Raw genomic sequence first — 16,685 nt, 5'->3', positions numbered from 1 at the left:
GAATACATGCGTCTCGCTAAATCTGCCTCTCTTTTGAGTAAACCGCACCTTCTTTTCTGCTCCTTCTCCCTCTTCGCAAAGGCTTTGATAGCTTCCAAGTTAGGTGCCCCCAAGGATGAACCCACCCATGGCTTGACGAATAGGGGAACGAGAGAGGAAGGGAATACTCTACTTGAAAGGGAGGTCATTGTGAAGGAAAAAGGGCTTTTCCAAAGCTTCCACCTTTGCTTTTCCTCCACACCTATAAAGTCGGGCACACGCTTTAAAATGAGAGACTTGATGGGATGCGTGGAAGGTATGGATTTTCCCAGGGTTCTAAATCTGGATGAGCCGAGCGCCCATCTCGCTATCTCCTTCCTGCTCAGCATGATTTGTAGATATGAGCCAATGAAATGGCAAAATGGATTAAGGGAGGAGTGGATTGGGAAATATATGAATATCGCTGAACAACGCTTCCCCGAAATCGTTGAAAGGGAATTAAAAAACTCAGGCTACAAGCTATGAGGATAGGAGATTTCTTAAAAAAATGCCTTCCCCTTTTCCTCCTTCTTTTTACCATTCCTTCTCATCCCCTTCCCTTCCTTTATTTTGCTCTCGGTCTTGATGATGAGAAGGAGCTATCGGAGTATAAAGAATGGGGATTTAATTCCATTTGGGTTGACATAACATTTCAAGATAAACAAATGGAAAAGAAGGAAGCTTTAATTAAGGAAGCGGTTAGGCAGGAACTTCTACCGATAATTTGCCTTCATCTAGAGACACCTGATTTCGGTTCTCGCAGTCCGATAAACAAAGATTATCAGGAAAAAACCAGCTCTTGGGTGCGGTCAGTAGTGGAAAGATTTAAAGACTTACCTCGGCTCGTTTGGGCGCTCGGCTATGACCCATCTGGAGCAATTGAATATAGCGAGAGCGATTTCCTATCCTACCTTCTTATGTGGTATGGCTCCTTCCCCAATCTCTCACAAGCTTGGGGAAAGGAACTAAATTTCCCGGAAGAGGTAAACCTTAAGGTCGTTCAGGAACTTTCAGCGGATAAGGAAGGGGAAATCCCTCATTATGGAATAAGTCGTGCCTCTTTAGACTTGGCGCTTTATAAATGGTGGAGCCTTAGAGACCTGCTTAATTTATGGCTGGGGGAAATTAAAGGAGCAGATATAGGCAAAGAACGCTGGGTGATAACGGGTATGCTTAAGGATTATAAATCAATCGTATCGGTTCCACCGGGATACGATGGCGTTACATTAGCACTCTATCCTGGCGAGGTGGAAATGGATTTCCTCGCTCATAATCCCCATGGAGTTGCAATGGCAAGAAGAGGAGGTCTATTTACCCCGATAACGATTCTCCACATCATAAAAGAAGGGGAGTATAAGACGACCCCTTATCTTCTCCAAGAGTGGCTGAATAATGCCTACATTGAAGGAGCAGGCGGAATAGGATTTGATAACTGGGCAATTCTTAAGGAATTGAAGGAGCTAAAGGAACTAATAAGGAGAAACAAAAGGCAAAACCCACTTCAACCTCAAAATAGAATAGCTGTTTTATATGAACCATTTCTTGAAGGCTTCAATTTGGAGGGAAGAGGGCTTTACGGCTTCCTACAAACTCCCCTAATAAATCAACCAAGCGACCTTTTCTTCGCGCTTAGATTTGGCTCCGCATACGGTGGAATAGATTATCTAAGCGTAGAGGATTTGGACAAAGTTAACATTTTCCGCTACAAAGTCATCTTAGCACCCTCGGCCTTTCTAATCCCACCCAGCGCAGAGGAGCTCCTGCAAAGTTTCATATTAATGGGGGGTATTTTGGTTGCTGACATCGGTTTTGCTTGTTATGAGGGAGGAACTTTGGCAAGCGCCAACAAATTCCTAAGGAACAATTTCGGATTAGATGGATTCTTCACAATAACGAAAGGAAGGGGAAATTTTCGCGTGAATATTGAACACCCTCTCTTTCCCCTGCTTAAGAAAAATAAAGCGAGCGATGGAAATGCCAAGGGTTTCGCGGTTGATGGATGCATCGGCTTTGTTTATGTGGGAGGGAAAACCGACATACTCGCAACCTTAGGAGCTCTTGTGGGTGCGGGCGGTAGGATGGCTGTTGCCGGAATATTGATAAAGAAGGTAGGTTTAGGCTGGGGGATTTACGCGACTTTTCCTCTTTGGCGAAATTGGCTTCCCTACAATAAACTTTTCAACGAATTTCATCAAGCTATCTTAAGTTGGAGAGCTGACAGCTACCTGCTTGATGCCCTCTTTCCCCAGACTGGTAGGATGATGTTCCTGAAAGATGGAATCGCTCTTTTAAACCTCGCCCCTCAGAAGAATGCACTTATCTATATAACTCCCTTTGAACAATTTTTTCCCTCCTGCGTTACCGCCCCCTTGGAAGGAAATTTGAAGGAGATAATAGTTCCTTTGAACGAATATGAATTGCGCATTCTTTCAAATCCCGTCCCCCTGCAGGTTCAACCAAGCGACCTAACGGTTCACATTGAGAGTTATACACCTAATAAAGTAGAATTGAAAATTGTGGGAAGGGGAGGGAAAATCTTATTATCTAACGAAAAAACGGAGACAATACCAAGTTTCGCTACTTTAGGGACGATAATCCTCGGTAGTGGGGAATATAAAATAGAGAAGGGCTCTCTTCATAAGATAACAGTAACAAATTGTTTAACAGGTGAGAAGAAAAGTTGGATGGCAAAAGCAGATGAAGGATATTTAAAAATAGAATGGAGCTTTCACAGCGAGAAGATAGAAATAGAGAGGGGCTCCCGATAGGGGAGCCCCTCCGAACTTTTATTTTACTTCAAATGTCGCCCTCAATCCCTGCTCGGAGTTCCCTCCAACCAAAACCTCAAACTGACCAGGCTCAACCACTGGCTTCAAATCCTCACCCCAAAATGCCAAATCCTCCTCGCCAAGCAAGAACTCTACCTTCTGGCATTCCCCAGGTTTCAAATGTATCCTCTTGAATCTCTTAAGCTCCAAAACCGGTCTAACAATCCTGCTTACCTTATCCTTTAAGTAGAGTTGGACTACCTCATCCCCTTCATATTTCCCGGTGTTTTCCACTTCAACAGTTACTCTTATTGTGTCTCCTCTCGAGGAAACCCTCGGTGAAACCATCAAGTTCTTATAGTTGAAGCTTGTGTAACTCAAACCGAAGCCGAAGGGGAAAAGCGGTTGTCTTCCTCTGACTTCCACATAATCAAGGCTTCTAATGCAGGGTCTGTAATTATAATAGAGGGGGACCTGACCTGTATATCTTGGGAAGGTGAGGGGAAGCTTGCCACCGGGGTTATAATCGCCGAAGATGACATTCGCGATTGCGTTTCCGCCTTCCTCTCCCGGATACCAAGCCTCCAAAACAGCATCAACATAGCCTATCCATTTGCTCATCGTTATAGCGCTCCCATTTATAAGCACGACGATAACGGGAGTCCCCGTATCCACTACTGCCTTTATCAAATCCTCCTGAACGCCGGGCAAATCAAGGTCGCATCTATCCCTTCCTTCTCCTTCAGTTTCATCTGAGTTGCCCATAACCAAAATCGCCACATCAGCTTTGCTCGCAGCGGAAACAGCCTTAGAAAAGCCATCCTTGGAATAATCCCTTACCTTGCACCCTTCAGCATAATAAACCTTCGTCCCTTTGCCTAACTTCCTTATTATCCCCTCAAGGGGAGTGACAACCTTCATTCCATAGCCACTATATCCACCTAACCTCGCCTCGTTTGCATTAGGACCTATGACAGCGATGGATGAGATATCCTTCTGCAGTGGGAGGATTCCGTTGTTCTTCAAGAGGACAATGCACCTCTCAGCTACCCTCAATGCCATTTCCCTATGCTCGTCGCAATCGCAGATTTGCCTCGCATACCCTGGGTCGGAGAAAGGATTTTCAAAGAGCCCCAACCAAAACTTAGCCCTGAGAACTCTTCTAACCGCCTCATTCAAAACATCCTCGGACACTGTGCCTTCCTTCAAGAGCTTAACAAGCTCAGGGAAGCAAATCGCATGGGGCAACTCCACATCCAAACCCGCTTCAAGAGCGAGCTTCCCTGCCTCAGCTAAGGTTTCCGCTACCCTATGAGCGCCATATAACCCCCATACCGAACCGTAATCCGAGACGACGAACCCCTCAAATCCCCATTCTCCCCTAAGAACATCTGTGAGAAGCCATTTATTGGAGGAAGAGGGCACCCCACTTATGGAATTATAAGCTGCCATTATCGACCAAGCCTTTGCTTCCTCTATGCTCGCTTTGAAAGCGGGGAAGAAGATTTCCCGCAGGGTTCTCTCCGAGAAATAGGTGGCGCTGCTGTCCCTTCCTCCATCGCCGGCGAAATCAGCTGCGTAATGTTTTGGCGTGGCGATAACCTTCTCGCTCTGGAGACCCTTGATAAAAGCTACCGCCATCCTGGATGTCAAATAAGGGTCCTCACCATATGTCTCCTCAACCCTACCATGTCTGACATCTCTCGCGATATTTATGGTGGGAGAAAGAGCTTGATGGATTCCCCTTGCTCTTGTCTCCTTTCCAATAACCTTCGCCACCTCATAAACCATATCGGGGTCCCAACTGCTTGCCAAGGCAATTGACTGGGGAAAGCTGGTGGATTTCTTTGCCATACAACCATGAAGGCATTCGTCGTGAATTATGATGGGAATCTTGGATTTAGTCTTCTCAAGGGCAAATTTTTGCACCTCGTTCCCTATCTCTACTCCCTTATCGGGGTCCAAATGGCGAAGGATATAGCTTATCTCCCCCATACCGTTTTTCAAGAGCTCTTCCGCCTTCTCCTCAGCGAACCTCTCGTAATCCAACAAATGCTCACCGCCAACAGAACAGAGCTGAGCTACCTTCTCCTCTATGCTCAGATTAGAAATAAGCTCGTTTATTCTTTCCTCCATAGCCGTTTGCCTCCTTCTTTTTATTTTTAACCTTATTTTATATCCTACTGAAAAACAGTCAATATTTGATTTTTGAATTCTGTGAATCTAAAATTGAAATATAAGGACAGGTTACTTGAGCGCTTACGATTTCGCATTTATTTGGATGATAAGGATTCATTGAAGGGAGGTAAGAGTTTATGGTCTATTCTTCCGAATTCTCAATTAGAACAAGGGATAAAAAGGAACTCCTTGATATAACCTCACAGGTAAGGGAGGAAGTGGCTAAGAGCGGCATAAAGAACGGAATAGCAATAGTTTTCGTTCCTCACGCTACAGCCGCCCTTTACCTCAACGAGCACGAAGGAGGATTAATGCGAGATGTCCTTTCCTTCCTTGGGGAGATAATCCCCGAAAATCGTGCCTATTTGCATAACCGCATAGATGACAACGCTACCGCTCATTTAGGCTCAATAATTTTCAAGCCATTCGTCGTTATGCCCTTAACGGGAGGCAGATTGGATGTTGGAACTTGGCAAAATGTTTTCCTTATAGAAATGGACGGTCCCCGCACTCGCAGGGTTATTATTAAAGTAATCGGTGAATAAGAAGAAAATATTATATTTAACGAAAGAGATAAAAACCTGTATAATTCAATAATGGAATCCCCATTTTTCTTTAAGGAGGTGCTTTTCGTTGATTAAGATGAGACTGTTCATACCCGGTCCCACTCCCATAACGCCGGAGGTCCAAAAGGTTTTATCCAGCCCAATGATAAATCATAGGGGACCGGAGTACGAGGCTTTACAAAGCGAGATTATAGAGAACCTCAAGAGGGTTTTCAAGACCTCCAATCCGGTTATCGTCTTCCCTTCGGCTGGCACTGGAGGAATGGAAGCAGCTGTGGTGAATTTTCTATCTCCCGGGGATAAGGTGATTTGTGCCAGCATAGGCGTATTCGGAGATAGGTTTGCATCTATTGCGAAAGCCTTTGGAGCGAAAGTAGTTAAATTGGATTTTGAGTGGGGGAAAGCGATTGACCCGGATAGATTAAAGGAATGCCTTGACGAGAATCCCGATGCAAAAGCTCTCTTAATGACTCATAATGAAACATCAACGGGCGTTACCAACAACCTCAAAGAGATAAAAGAAGCTATAGGAGATAGGGAAATCCTCTGGATTGTTGACTCTATAAGCTCACTTGTGGCAATTGATTTACCGACAGATGAATTGGGTATTGATGTAGTAGTTGGAGGCTCCCAGAAAGCTTTTATGATACCTCCTGGACTCTCCTTCCTCTGCGTCAGCCAAAGAGCCTTGGAGAAGGCTGAGAGTGCCCGAATGCCTCGCTTTTATTTTGATGTAAAATCTATGCTCAAATCAATGGAACGAAACCAAACTCCCTATACTCCTGCATTGCCCCAACTTTTCGCCCTCAGAGAGGCGCTGAGACAGATATTGGAGGAAGGTTTGGAAAACGTTCAAAGGAGACATCAGCTCGTGGGGGAAACGATAAGAAGAGGGGTGAAAGCGATGGGTTTGAAGCTTTTTGGAGACGAGAAATATGCCTCCAATACTGTTTCAGCTATATATAATCCAGAGGGCATAGATGTAAGAAAACTCCGCTCCCTTTTAAGAACGAAATTTGGCGTCGTCTTAGCGGGAGGGCAAGGAGCAATTCAAAACACAATTTTCCGCATTGGACATCTCGGCTACGTTGATGTGATAGATGCTCTGGTCGCGCTATCTGCTCTGGAAATGGGCTTGAAGATGATGGGTTATCCACTGGAATTAGGGAAAGCAGTTAAGGAAGCGGAGGAATTTATAGCAAGGGAGGTGCAATGAATTGCCGAAAATACTTGTGTCAGACCAGATTTCCGAGAAGGGCTTGGAAATACTTCGCCAGGAGATGGAGGTTGATTATCTTCCAGGGCTCTCCAAGGAGGAGATTATCGCAAGGATTCCTCAATATGATGCTATGATGGTGAGGAGCGGGACGAAAGTCACTAGGGAGATAATTGAAGCGGGGGTTAATTTGAAGATAATAGGGCGAGCAGGGGTAGGGGTTGATAATATAGATGTTGAAACTGCGACTCGGAGAGGCATTGTCGTCGTCAATTCCCCGGGAGGGAATACAAGGGCAGCAGCTGAACACACTATTGCCCTCCTCCTGGCTTTAGCGAGGAACATCCCTCAAGCTCATATGTCGCTCAAACAAGGGGAATGGAAAAGAAGTAAGTTTATGGGTATGGAGGTGTTCGGGAAAAAGCTTGGGATAATCGGTCTGGGAAGGATAGGAAGGGAAGTTGCGAGAAGGGCGCAGGGATTGGGAATGGAAGTGATCGCCTATGACCCTTACATATCGGATGAAGTTGCTGAGAGAATGAATATTCGCCTCGTTGACCTACCGACTTTGCTCGAAACCGCCGATGTAGTCACAGTTCATACACCCCTTACCAAGGAAACAAAACATCTCATCGGTGAGGAAGAATTAAGGATGATGAAGAGGGGCGCGAAGTTGATAAACACGGCAAGAGGAGGAATAATTGATGAGATGTCCCTTGTAAAGGCGATAGAGGAAGGGATAATAGGAGGCGCCGCAATAGATGTGTTTGAACAGGAGCCGCCGCCACCCGACCACCCGCTATTAAAACTTGACCAGGTGATAGTAACTCCCCATCTCGGTGCCTCAACAGTGGAAGCGCAGGAGTATGTAGCGGTTGATGTCGCCGAGCAAATCGTCAATTTCTTCAAAGGCATACCTCCATCCAGCCCGGTTAACCTTCCCGTTCTCCCAGCTGAGGTTCTTTCCTTCATTCAACCCTATATCCCACTAATGGAGAAAATGGGGAGGCTTTTAGCTGCCATCGGAGGCAAAAGGATTAGCAAAATAGAGGTTTCATATCAAGGAGAGATAGGGGAGGTGGAAACAAGCCCCCTTACCCGCTCCCTATTGAAGGGAATACTGGAACCCGTCCTTTCCCTCCCTGTGAATTTAGTAAACGCCCCCATTATCGCGGAGAGCAGAGGGATAAGCGTCCTTGAGACGAAAAGCACGACCCCCTCGGAATACACCAACCTTGCTACGGCAACTATATATGGTGATAATGAGGTTAGGAAGGTCGGCGGAACGGTTATAGGGAAGGGCGAGCCACGCATAGTCAATATAGATGGATATAGAGTTGATTTCGTTCCAGAAGGAATAATCCTCCTCACCTCCCACATTGACAAGCCGGGAATCATAGGAAAGGTGGGAACGATTTTGGGCAAAAACGACATAAACATAGCGGGAATGAATGTTGGCAGGGAGGAGAAGAGAGGAAAAGCCGTAATGGTGCTTAGTGTTGATGAGAGCATTCCTCAGGATGTCTTGCGGGAAATAGAGAAGATAGAGGGAATTGAAAAAGCTTGGGTAGTGGAGTTTTAAGGGGGTCAAGTTGCCCATAGTCTTGACTAACGATGATGGGCTCCTCTCTCCTTCCCTCCTCCCTTTATGGGAGGAATTAAGGGAACTGGGAGAGGTTGCAATAGTGGTTCCAAGCCAGGAGAAAAGCGCATCTTCCCACGCAGTTACTCTCCATCAACCATTGGTTGCGAGGGAAACATTTTTGGGAGAAAAGGTCAAAGCCTTCGCCGTTGACGGAACCCCTGCGGATTGCATTATGTTATCCGCACGAGCTTTATTTAAAGATATCAAGCTCGTAATCTCTGGGATAAATATTGGACCAAATCTCGGCTGGGATATATTTTATTCGGGGACCGTTGGGGCAGCCAGGGAAGGAGCAATGCAGGGGATAAGCTCCTTCTCGATTTCCCTAAACTGCGAGGGCGAGGGAAAACATCTTGACACTGCTATCTTCATCGCGAAGAAAATAACCTCTTTCCTCCTTCAAAATCCCTTGCCCCCTCATACTTTCTTGAATGTGAATGTCCCGGATGTGGGAAGGGAGGATTTGATGGGAGTTGAGCTAACTCGCTTGGGGAAGAGGACATATCCATCGCCAATCAGAAAGATTTACGAAGAGGGAAAGAAATTAGTCTATTGGATAGGAGGAGAAACCCCTGTAGATGAGTTGGAGGAGGGGACGGATGTATATGCTATCGCTCAAAGGAAGGTATCAATCACGCCTTTGGGTCTTGATTTGACATCTGGAGAAGCCCTCAGCCTCCTGAGGAATGTAAGATGGGAGGAATTGATAATTTAAAATCTGCTTATCCATCTTATCTCTCCCTCTACGAGAGCGGGGAACTTGACAGAAGAATAGAAGAAGCTTACAAAAAATTGGAGAAGTGTAATCTTTGTCCAAGGCATTGCGGAGTCAATCGTTTAAGAGATGAGAAGGGCTTCTGCCATATAGGTAGGAAGGCGGTCATATCTTCTTATGGAGCACATTTCGGAGAGGAAGCTCCCCTCGTTGGTATGAGTGGCTCAGGAACAATTTTCATAACGAGTTGTAATCTCGGCTGCATTTTCTGTCAAAATTACGAGATTAGTCATTGGAGGGTAGGGGAGGAGGTGGATGATGAGGAATTCGCCAAAATTATGCTGTATCTCCAAGCGAGGGGATGCCACAACATCAATATCGTCACTCCAAGCCATATCGTTCCTCAGCTTCTCTCCGCTCTGAAGATAGCAATAGAAAAGGGGTTGAAGTTACCCATAGTTTACAATACGAGCTCCTATGATTCCCTTGAAACACTTAGGCTTCTGGAAGGGGTAGTGGATATTTATATGCCTGACGCAAAGTTCGCTGATGGGAATGTAGCAAAGGAGTTCTGTAATGCCCCGGATTATCCTCAAGTGATGAAGCAGGCAATAAAGGAAATGCATAGGCAAGTAGGGGATTTGGTGATAAGTGAGGAAGGAATAGCGGTGAGAGGGCTTTTGGTAAGGCACTTGGTTATGCCAGAGGGACTGGCGGGAACGGAAGAGATATGCAGGTTCATAGCGGAGGAAATCTCTCCTCATACTTACATAAACATAATGGCGCAATATCGCCCCTGCTATAAAGCGGTTGGGCATCCGAAGATAGGAAGGAGGATAACGAGAAAGGAGTTTGAATCCGCTCTTGAAATCGCAAGAAAGGCGGGATTATACAGGTTTGACGAACCACGTTGGTTTATTTTTTAGGAAAAGGAAGTTATAATAATATATTGGAGGGGTGTCCGAGTGGTTGAAGGAGGCGGTCTTGAAAACCGCTAGGAGTGAAAAGCTCCTCGTGGGTTCGAATCCCACCCCCTCCGCCAAAAAAATTGATTTACCTAGATCAAAGGGAACTCCCAATTTCTAAAAGGAAATTCCTTATCGGTGTCGTTCCCAATCCAGCTCACTCACTAAATAGCAGTTTCAAAGATTTATTAGAAGCCTTTGAGGAAGCGGGGAAATTGCGGAGGTATGCCCCATTTGGGTAGAGAAGCAAGGAATGGGGAATTTGACCTCCTAAAACGAAACAAGATTATATCGGGCATAAGAGTTTATGGGTTAAACCCCCCTTTTAACCTTGAACTTTCTTCATCGGAGGGAACGAAAAGAGAGCCCTTAGAGGAATAAATCTAAAAGATTTTGCAAGGAGACCTACAATTATTTATAATCTAAAAAATGCTTTTCATCTCCAATCTCATAGGCTTAGTAGCTTTCTCTTTTTCAGGAGCTGTCAAGGGAATAAGCAAGAATTTGGACCTTTTCGGAATAGCCGTTTTAGGACTCGTTACCGCTCTCGGTGGGGGCGTTTTAAGGGATTTTATGGTCGTAAGAACGCCAATAATGCTCAAAGACCCTCTTTATATAGGCTTTGCTCTTTTGGGCATCCTCCTTGCCCTCCTCACAAGACGCTGGAGCACCTCAATCGTTGAGGATTGGGGATTTCTTCTCTCCGATGCAATAGGATTAGCCGCTTTCACCGTTAGCGGTGCCTTGGTAGCGGTGGAGTATAGGATGGGTATAATCGGCATAATAGTTTTGGGTCTTTCAACCGCGGTTGGAGGAGGAATCATCAGGGATGTATTAGCGGGAGAAATTCCTTTAATTTTGCAGAAGGAGGTATACGCAAGCTGTTCTATCTGCGGTGGGTTCGTCTTCTGGTTAATTCTATATTTAGGTGGAAGCAATACCCTTGCCTCCACATCAGCAATGGGAATAACCCTTCTCCTTCGGATATTAGCGATTCAAAGAAGATGGCAATTGCCTCGCTTTGAATCATAAAATTCACTTGACTCTCCAATTGAAAATGATTATCATTCACTTTGAAAGGAGGATGACAATATGCGTGTTGCTATTCCTATGGAAGAGGGATATGTTTCCGAGCATTTCGGAAGAGCCCGCTATTTCGTCATCGCTGATATTGAGGATGGAGAAGTAAAAAGCAAGGTGATAGTGGAAAATCCAGTTTATGGGGCGCATCGACAGGGCGTCGTTCCCAGCTTCTTGATAAAGGAGGGCGTCCAATGTATCGTATGCGGAGGGATTGGTCCATCCGCTGAGAAAATCTTTAGAAGGAATGGAATAGAAGTGATGATGGGAATAAGCGGAAATGTAGATGAAGTATTGGAGAAGTTGGCAAAAGGGGAGTTGGAAGGAGGTAAAAATCTTAGGAGGGTCTGCGAACGCTTAAAATCCAAGACAACGGAACTTGAAGGAGATATCCTTTGCATAACTGCTAAAGGAGATAATTTAGATGCGGAGATAGACCCCCATTTCGGAAGATGTCAATACTTCATTCTTTATGATTTAAAGAGCGGAAAATTTGAAGCCATAAAGAACGAGGGTAGCCGTGATACCTGTGGCGGAGGTTTCGGGATAATGGCAGCGGAATTCGTCATTTCTCAGGGAGTGAAAGCAGTTATCACCGGCGAAGTTGGACCGGGACCTCAGGAGAAGCTACAAAGCAAAGGGATTAAAGTCATAACCGCTGTCTCCGGAACGGTAAGAGAGGCTATAGAGAAGTTCAAGAGAGGAGGGATTTAAATAAAAAATAGCGGGGGCACGGTATCGTGCCCCCGCTTATTAATTATCTTTGAGCCTTCTTTCTTCTCCTTGAGAATTCATCAAGCAAACTGTATATGGCGGGAACGAAGAGAAGAGTGAGGAATGTTGATGTTATCAATCCACCCAAAACCGCAATCGCCAACGGCTTGAACATCTCGGAACCTTCCCTAATCGCCAAAGCCATCGGTATCATAGCGAAAATCGTGCCCAAAGCTGTCATTAAAATGGGACGCAACCTTATGGGTCCTGCCACCATTATCGCCTCGTTTGTCTCCAACCCTCGCTCCTTCTGAAGATTTATAAATTGAACCAACAAAACCGAGTTGCTTATCACTATACCGACCAACATCAATATCCCGAGCATAGAAAGGACGCTCAACGTCTGCCCTCCTATAAGAAGCCCAAGGAGAGCACCAATCAATGCCATTGGAATCGCCGTCATCACCACGAGAGGATGGACAAGGGATTCAAATTGGGATGCGAGAATGATATAGATGAGAAAGATAGCGGCGACCAAGGCTATGAAGAGACCACTGAATGCCTCCCTTCTGCTTTCTTCCGCACCCCTTATCGCCGTGATATAACCAGGTGGAAACTTCATTTGGTTAAGCTCTCTTTGGATATCTCTCACTATATCACCGAGGGGTCTATTGCCCTTTGAAGCTGTTACATCAACTGAACGGCGAAGCTGCCTGCGAGTTATGAGAGAGGGACCTGTTTTAAGCTCTACTTTCGCAACCATCTCCAAAGGGATTGTTGATTTTGTGACAGGAGAAAAGATTGGCATACGCCTCAACGTTGCTTCCCATTCCCTTTGAGAAGCGGGAGCCTGAACGGTTATATCATACTCCTTCCCCTTTTCTCTATAATAAGTCACCTGCTGACCACCAAGAAGAGTGTAGAGTGCAGACCCTATTTGACCAGCGGTTATCCCAAATGTCTTCGCCTTTTCCCTATCTATGATTACCTGATATTCGGGCGCTCCAGTTGTCCAGCTCAAGTCAACGCCGAAAACACCGGGGATTTTCTTCATCCTCTCCTTCAAATCATTGGCTAATTGAGCCAGCGTGTCTAAATCATCTCCCCTTATCTCCACATCAATGTCAGCCATCCCCCCTCTTCCACCTAATAGAGCGGCTTCCATTTCCACAAAACTAAATGTTGCGTTAGGTATCCTCTGAAGCTTTTCTCTAAGCCATTCCTTCGTGACATTTACCGGCTGTTTTAACTCCCTAAACGGCTTCAATCTACCCATAATCCTTCCCGACTGGCTTGGGTTAGCAGTCCCCATAAGGGCAAAAGCCCCTCTACCTCCACCTCCGCAGTAGGCGGTATAAGTAATGAAGTCGGGCACCTGAGCCATATATTTTTCTGCCTCCGCAATCGCTTTATCCGTCTCTTCCAACCTTGTCCCCACTGGTGTCCTCACACTTATGCTGATTACATTGCTCAAGGCAGGAATATATTCAAGACCAATGATGGGTATGAGGAAAAAGCTCAAGACAAAGCTACCAACTCCAATCCCTATAGTAGCTAGCCTGTGCCTCAATACCCAAGCCAACATTCCTTTATAGATATCCTCTACAGCTCTATAAGCGGTTTGAAATGCGTTAACCACTTTATAGAGTATACCATTTCCCTTTTCCTCGGAAATCGGGCGGAGAATGCGAGAGGAGAACATCGGAACAGCGAAGAAAGCGACAAGCATCGAGGTAAGGAGGGCTACGGAGAAAACAAGAACCATTGGGGAGAAGAGCTGTTGGGTCATTCCTCCTACAAAAAGGATGGGGAAGAAAGCAGCTATAGTGGTGAAGGTGGCGGCAAGGATGGGCATAGCTACTTCCTTCATCGCTTCCACCGCAGCCTTCATCGGCGGTTCGCCCATCTCTATATGCCTATGAATGTTCTCCAGAGCAACTATGGAGTCATCTATAATCCTTCCAATAGCGATGACCAATCCACCCATAGTCACTATGTTTAAAGTCGTCTTGCTGAAAAACATGTAAATGAAAGCGACGAAAAGAGATATGGGAATGGATAGAGCTATTACAAAGGTGCTACTCAAAGTGGTGAGGAAGAGGAAAATGATGATAACCGCTAATATAGCTCCTTCCAGAGCCACATCCTCCAAATTCTTAATGGATTTCCTTATATAATCCGCCTGGTCCATCACTAATGTCATAGAAACATTTGGCGGAAGCTGCCTTTGAATTTCCTTCATAGCCTTTTGCACTCTATCGGATACATCTACTGTGTTTGCTCCTGACTGTTTAAAAACCATGATAACCACGGCCGGCTTCCCGTTTACCCTTGAGTAGCTCGTCGGCTCTTTCGTTGTATCCTTTATCTCCGCTACATCCTTCAAGAGAATGGGTGCACCGTTCTTTATCGTCAAGGTTATGTTGCCCAATTCCTGGGGATTTGATATCTGCCCTACAACCCTCACAAGATACTCGTTCTTTGGACCCCTAAGATAGCCGGTGGGAAGATTTCTATTCTCCGCTGAAATAGCTTGTGTAACCTGTTCAATAGCTATTCCATAAGCCTTCAACCTGCTTGGATTAACTTCCACCCTTATTTCCCTCTCCAATCCACCCATAGCAGCTGCCATCGCAACTCCCGTAACCTTTTCCAAATCCCTTTTGATGACATTATCGGCTAAATCTCTCAGGGTCTTGAGGTCAGTTCCGGTGATAGCGATTCCCACAACGGGCATCATAGCTGAAATATCAAGCTTGCTGATAACTGGGCGATGAGCTTCCTCAGGAAGCATATCTATCACGGGGTCTATCTTTTCCTTCACATCTATAGCTCCGAGGTCTATATCCGTCCCCCATTTAAAGCGAACCATTATATTTGAGACACCTTCCATTGAGTAAGAGGAAATTTCGTCAAGGTTTTTGACAGTGCCCACAGCTTCCTCCAATGGCTTGGTGATGAGAGTTTCAACTTCCTCGGGTCCCGCTCCGGGATAAACCGTTGTCACCGTAACAACAGGAAGGGTTATATCCGGGAGGAGGTCTATTTTGAGGCGGGAGAGGGAAACGAAACCCAAAAGAAAGACGGCGATTATAACCATCAATATCGTGATGGGTCGCTTAACGCTGAACTCGTAGAGATTCATATTGATTTCACCTCAATCTAAAATTATAGTAAAGATGAAGGGTAAGTCAAATAGGAATAATTTGACTTATCTGAAATGTACGATAGAATTATAATAAAAAAACCGAATTGAAAGGAGATGTTTTAAATTGGAGGTTTTCAAAAACAGCAATGAGGTCATTCGGAAATGTTTTATAGGTTCCGTCTCCGTAGGAGAAAGGGGACAAATCGTAATCCCAGCGGAGGCAAGACAAAGGCTGGGTTTAAAGACAGGGGATAAAATGCTGGTTTTCGTAAACCCGCTGAACACCGGGATTTTTCTAATCCTTCCATCCGCTTTAAATGAATTGCATCGCTTGACCCAGATGTTGAAGGAGCTGATGGAAAAGTGAAAAGATGGAAGAAACTTTTCCTGATTTTATCATACCTCGCTACTATTCCCAATCCCTTAACCTTGGATGAGGCAGTTAAAATAGCTTTGCAGAACAATAAGCAGATAAAAGTTGCCGAGGAAAAATTGCTGAGTGCGAGAAGCAATTGGGAGATGGCGAAAGCAGGCAAGAAGATTTTCTCTTCCCTGAGTGCCTCCGCCCTCCGCATAGATAAAAAGACAACGATAACAATGCCTTCCTTTATTCCCAATATGCCACCCACTCAAATCACAATTGGAGAGCTATATTCCTACAAAGCGTCCCTCGGCATTTTCCACCCAATTGATATAAGCAAGAAGATTTCCCTTAGAGAAAAAGCCGCTTCCCTCTCAATAGACCAGGCAGAGATAGATTATGAGAGAACGAGAGAGGATGTCATAACCACTACTAAAAGAGCCTTCCTCCAAGCTCTTCAGGCGAAGAAGAGCATCGCTATATTTGAAACGACCTTAAAGGCGGCGGAGGAACATTTAAGGGTAGCTAAGGCAGCTTACGAGGCGGGCACCGTTCCCCAGTTTGATGTCCTCAGAGCGGAAGTCAACTTGGCGAATATAAGACAGCAACTTCTCAGCGTCCAAAATGCCTATGAAGTGGCTAAATCCGCTCTCCTTAACACTATGGGAGTTGACCCCACTACTCCAATAGAACTCCATGACGAGGTTAAAGCTCCCGAAGAGCCCACATTATCGCTTGAGGATTGTATAAAGAAAGCCATGCAAAATAGGAAGGAAATCGCTGCTTTGAAATTGGGGATAGAGATAGCGGAGGAAACCCTCCGCTTGACGAAGAGGGAAAATTATCCAGATTTGACCCTTGGTTTCTCATACAATTGGCAACATCCAACTACATCGTTTTCACCAAGGGAATTCAGCTGGAACATAGTCCTATCCCTTTCTGCCACCCCTTTTGATAGTGGTCTCAACAAGGCGAAACAGAAAAGTATCCAAGCTACCATAGAAACCCTTAAGGCTAACCTCGCTCAATTGGAGGACGGCGTTAAGCTGGAAGTGAAGAATGCCTATGTGAATTTGGAAAATGCCAAAGCAAAGCTGGAAGTAGCAACGAAGACCCTGGAACAAGCGAGGGAAGCCTATAGGCTTGCTGAGGTCAGGTATCAAGCCGGTGTGTCCACTCAGGTTGAGCTATTGGATACGCAAGCGGCTTTAACCCAAGCGGAAGTGAATTATGTGAATGCGCTTTTTGATTTTCATATTGCGAAAATAAACCTTGATAAAGCAATAGGAGAGATAACGGAGGCGAGATGAG

The 16,685-nt window shown here is 45.4% G+C and carries 13 protein-coding genes and 1 tRNA gene; 12 read left to right on the top strand and 2 right to left on the bottom strand.

The features are described 5' to 3' along the window. Positions 1-6 precede the first annotated feature (6 nt). Together H5T88_05580 and H5T88_05575 are read left to right on the top strand one after the other, a co-directional pair. Positions 7-504: a hypothetical protein gene (locus H5T88_05580; protein ID MBC7329814.1), complete on the top strand. Its 498-nt coding sequence runs from the start codon at positions 7-9 to the stop codon at positions 502-504. Then, entirely contained in the window at positions 501-2,786 is a 2,286-nt protein-coding gene (locus H5T88_05575; protein MBC7329813.1) for a hypothetical protein, read from the top strand. Before H5T88_05580 ends, H5T88_05575 begins: the two co-directional genes overlap by 4 nt. Before the next feature lie 18 nt (positions 2,787-2,804). Here the strand turns inward: H5T88_05575 and H5T88_05570 are convergent, their stop codons facing one another. Beyond that, the gene (locus H5T88_05570) at positions 2,805-4,922 is read right to left on the bottom strand and encodes a glycoside hydrolase family 3 C-terminal domain-containing protein (GenBank protein ID MBC7329812.1); all 2,118 of its coding nucleotides are present in this window, start codon (positions 4,920-4,922) and stop codon (positions 2,805-2,807) included. A 179-nt stretch (positions 4,923-5,101) separates the two neighbouring features. Here H5T88_05570 and H5T88_05565 point away from each other — a divergent pair, with 179 nt between their 5' ends. The 8 genes from H5T88_05565 to H5T88_05530 all read left to right on the top strand — a co-directional run bounded on the left by H5T88_05565 (position 5,102) and on the right by H5T88_05530 (position 11,865). Continuing rightward, positions 5,102-5,509 (top strand): YjbQ family protein, encoded by a 408-nt coding sequence (locus H5T88_05565; GenBank protein MBC7329811.1) that lies wholly within the window; start codon positions 5,102-5,104, stop codon positions 5,507-5,509. 97 nt (positions 5,510-5,606) lie between these two features. Continuing rightward, positions 5,607-6,746 (top strand): alanine--glyoxylate aminotransferase family protein, encoded by a 1,140-nt coding sequence (locus tag H5T88_05560; GenBank protein MBC7329810.1) that lies wholly within the window; start codon positions 5,607-5,609, stop codon positions 6,744-6,746. 1 nt (position 6,747) lies between these two features. Then, a complete protein-coding gene (locus tag H5T88_05555) occupies positions 6,748-8,328 on the top strand; it encodes a phosphoglycerate dehydrogenase (protein ID MBC7329809.1) in 1,581 nt (526 codons plus the stop codon). Between the two features lie 10 nt (positions 8,329-8,338). After that, complete coding sequence (gene surE / locus H5T88_05550) at positions 8,339-9,106, top strand: 5'/3'-nucleotidase SurE (GenBank protein ID MBC7329808.1); 768 nt, start codon at positions 8,339-8,341, stop codon at positions 9,104-9,106. Beyond that, positions 9,085-10,032, top strand: coding sequence for a radical SAM protein (locus tag H5T88_05545; protein ID MBC7329807.1), 948 nt, complete (start codon positions 9,085-9,087; stop codon positions 10,030-10,032). Before surE ends, H5T88_05545 begins: the two co-directional genes overlap by 22 nt. A 25-nt stretch (positions 10,033-10,057) precedes the next feature. Further along, positions 10,058-10,148, top strand: a tRNA-Ser gene (locus H5T88_05540). A gap of 352 nt (positions 10,149-10,500) precedes the next feature. Further along, entirely contained in the window at positions 10,501-11,103 is a 603-nt protein-coding gene (locus H5T88_05535) for a trimeric intracellular cation channel family protein (protein ID MBC7329806.1), read from the top strand. A gap of 60 nt (positions 11,104-11,163) precedes the next feature. After that, complete coding sequence (locus H5T88_05530; protein MBC7329805.1) at positions 11,164-11,865, top strand: hypothetical protein; 702 nt, start codon at positions 11,164-11,166, stop codon at positions 11,863-11,865. 43 nt (positions 11,866-11,908) lie between these two features. On the opposite strand, the gene H5T88_05525 is transcribed toward H5T88_05530, so the two are convergent. Beyond that, the gene (locus tag H5T88_05525; GenBank protein ID MBC7329804.1) at positions 11,909-15,010 is read right to left on the bottom strand and encodes an efflux RND transporter permease subunit; all 3,102 of its coding nucleotides are present in this window, start codon (positions 15,008-15,010) and stop codon (positions 11,909-11,911) included. Between the two features lie 157 nt (positions 15,011-15,167). Between H5T88_05525 and H5T88_05520 the strand changes: the two genes are divergently transcribed. Then, the gene (locus H5T88_05520; protein MBC7329803.1) at positions 15,168-15,380 is read left to right on the top strand and encodes an AbrB/MazE/SpoVT family DNA-binding domain-containing protein; all 213 of its coding nucleotides are present in this window, start codon (positions 15,168-15,170) and stop codon (positions 15,378-15,380) included. Then, positions 15,377-16,684 carry a TolC family protein gene (locus H5T88_05515; GenBank protein MBC7329802.1) on the top strand — a complete coding sequence of 436 codons (1,308 nt, stop codon included), beginning with the start codon at positions 15,377-15,379 and terminating at the stop codon, positions 16,682-16,684. Before H5T88_05520 ends, H5T88_05515 begins: the two co-directional genes overlap by 4 nt. Position 16,685 lies beyond the last annotated feature (1 nt).

It is taken from the genome of bacterium (assembly GCA_014360495.1).
Taxonomy (GTDB): Bacteria; Armatimonadota; JACIXR01; order JACIXR01; family JACIXR01; genus JACIXR01.
The sequence above is the reverse complement of the archived record's forward strand: the minus strand, read 5'-3'. Positions and strand labels throughout refer to the sequence as shown.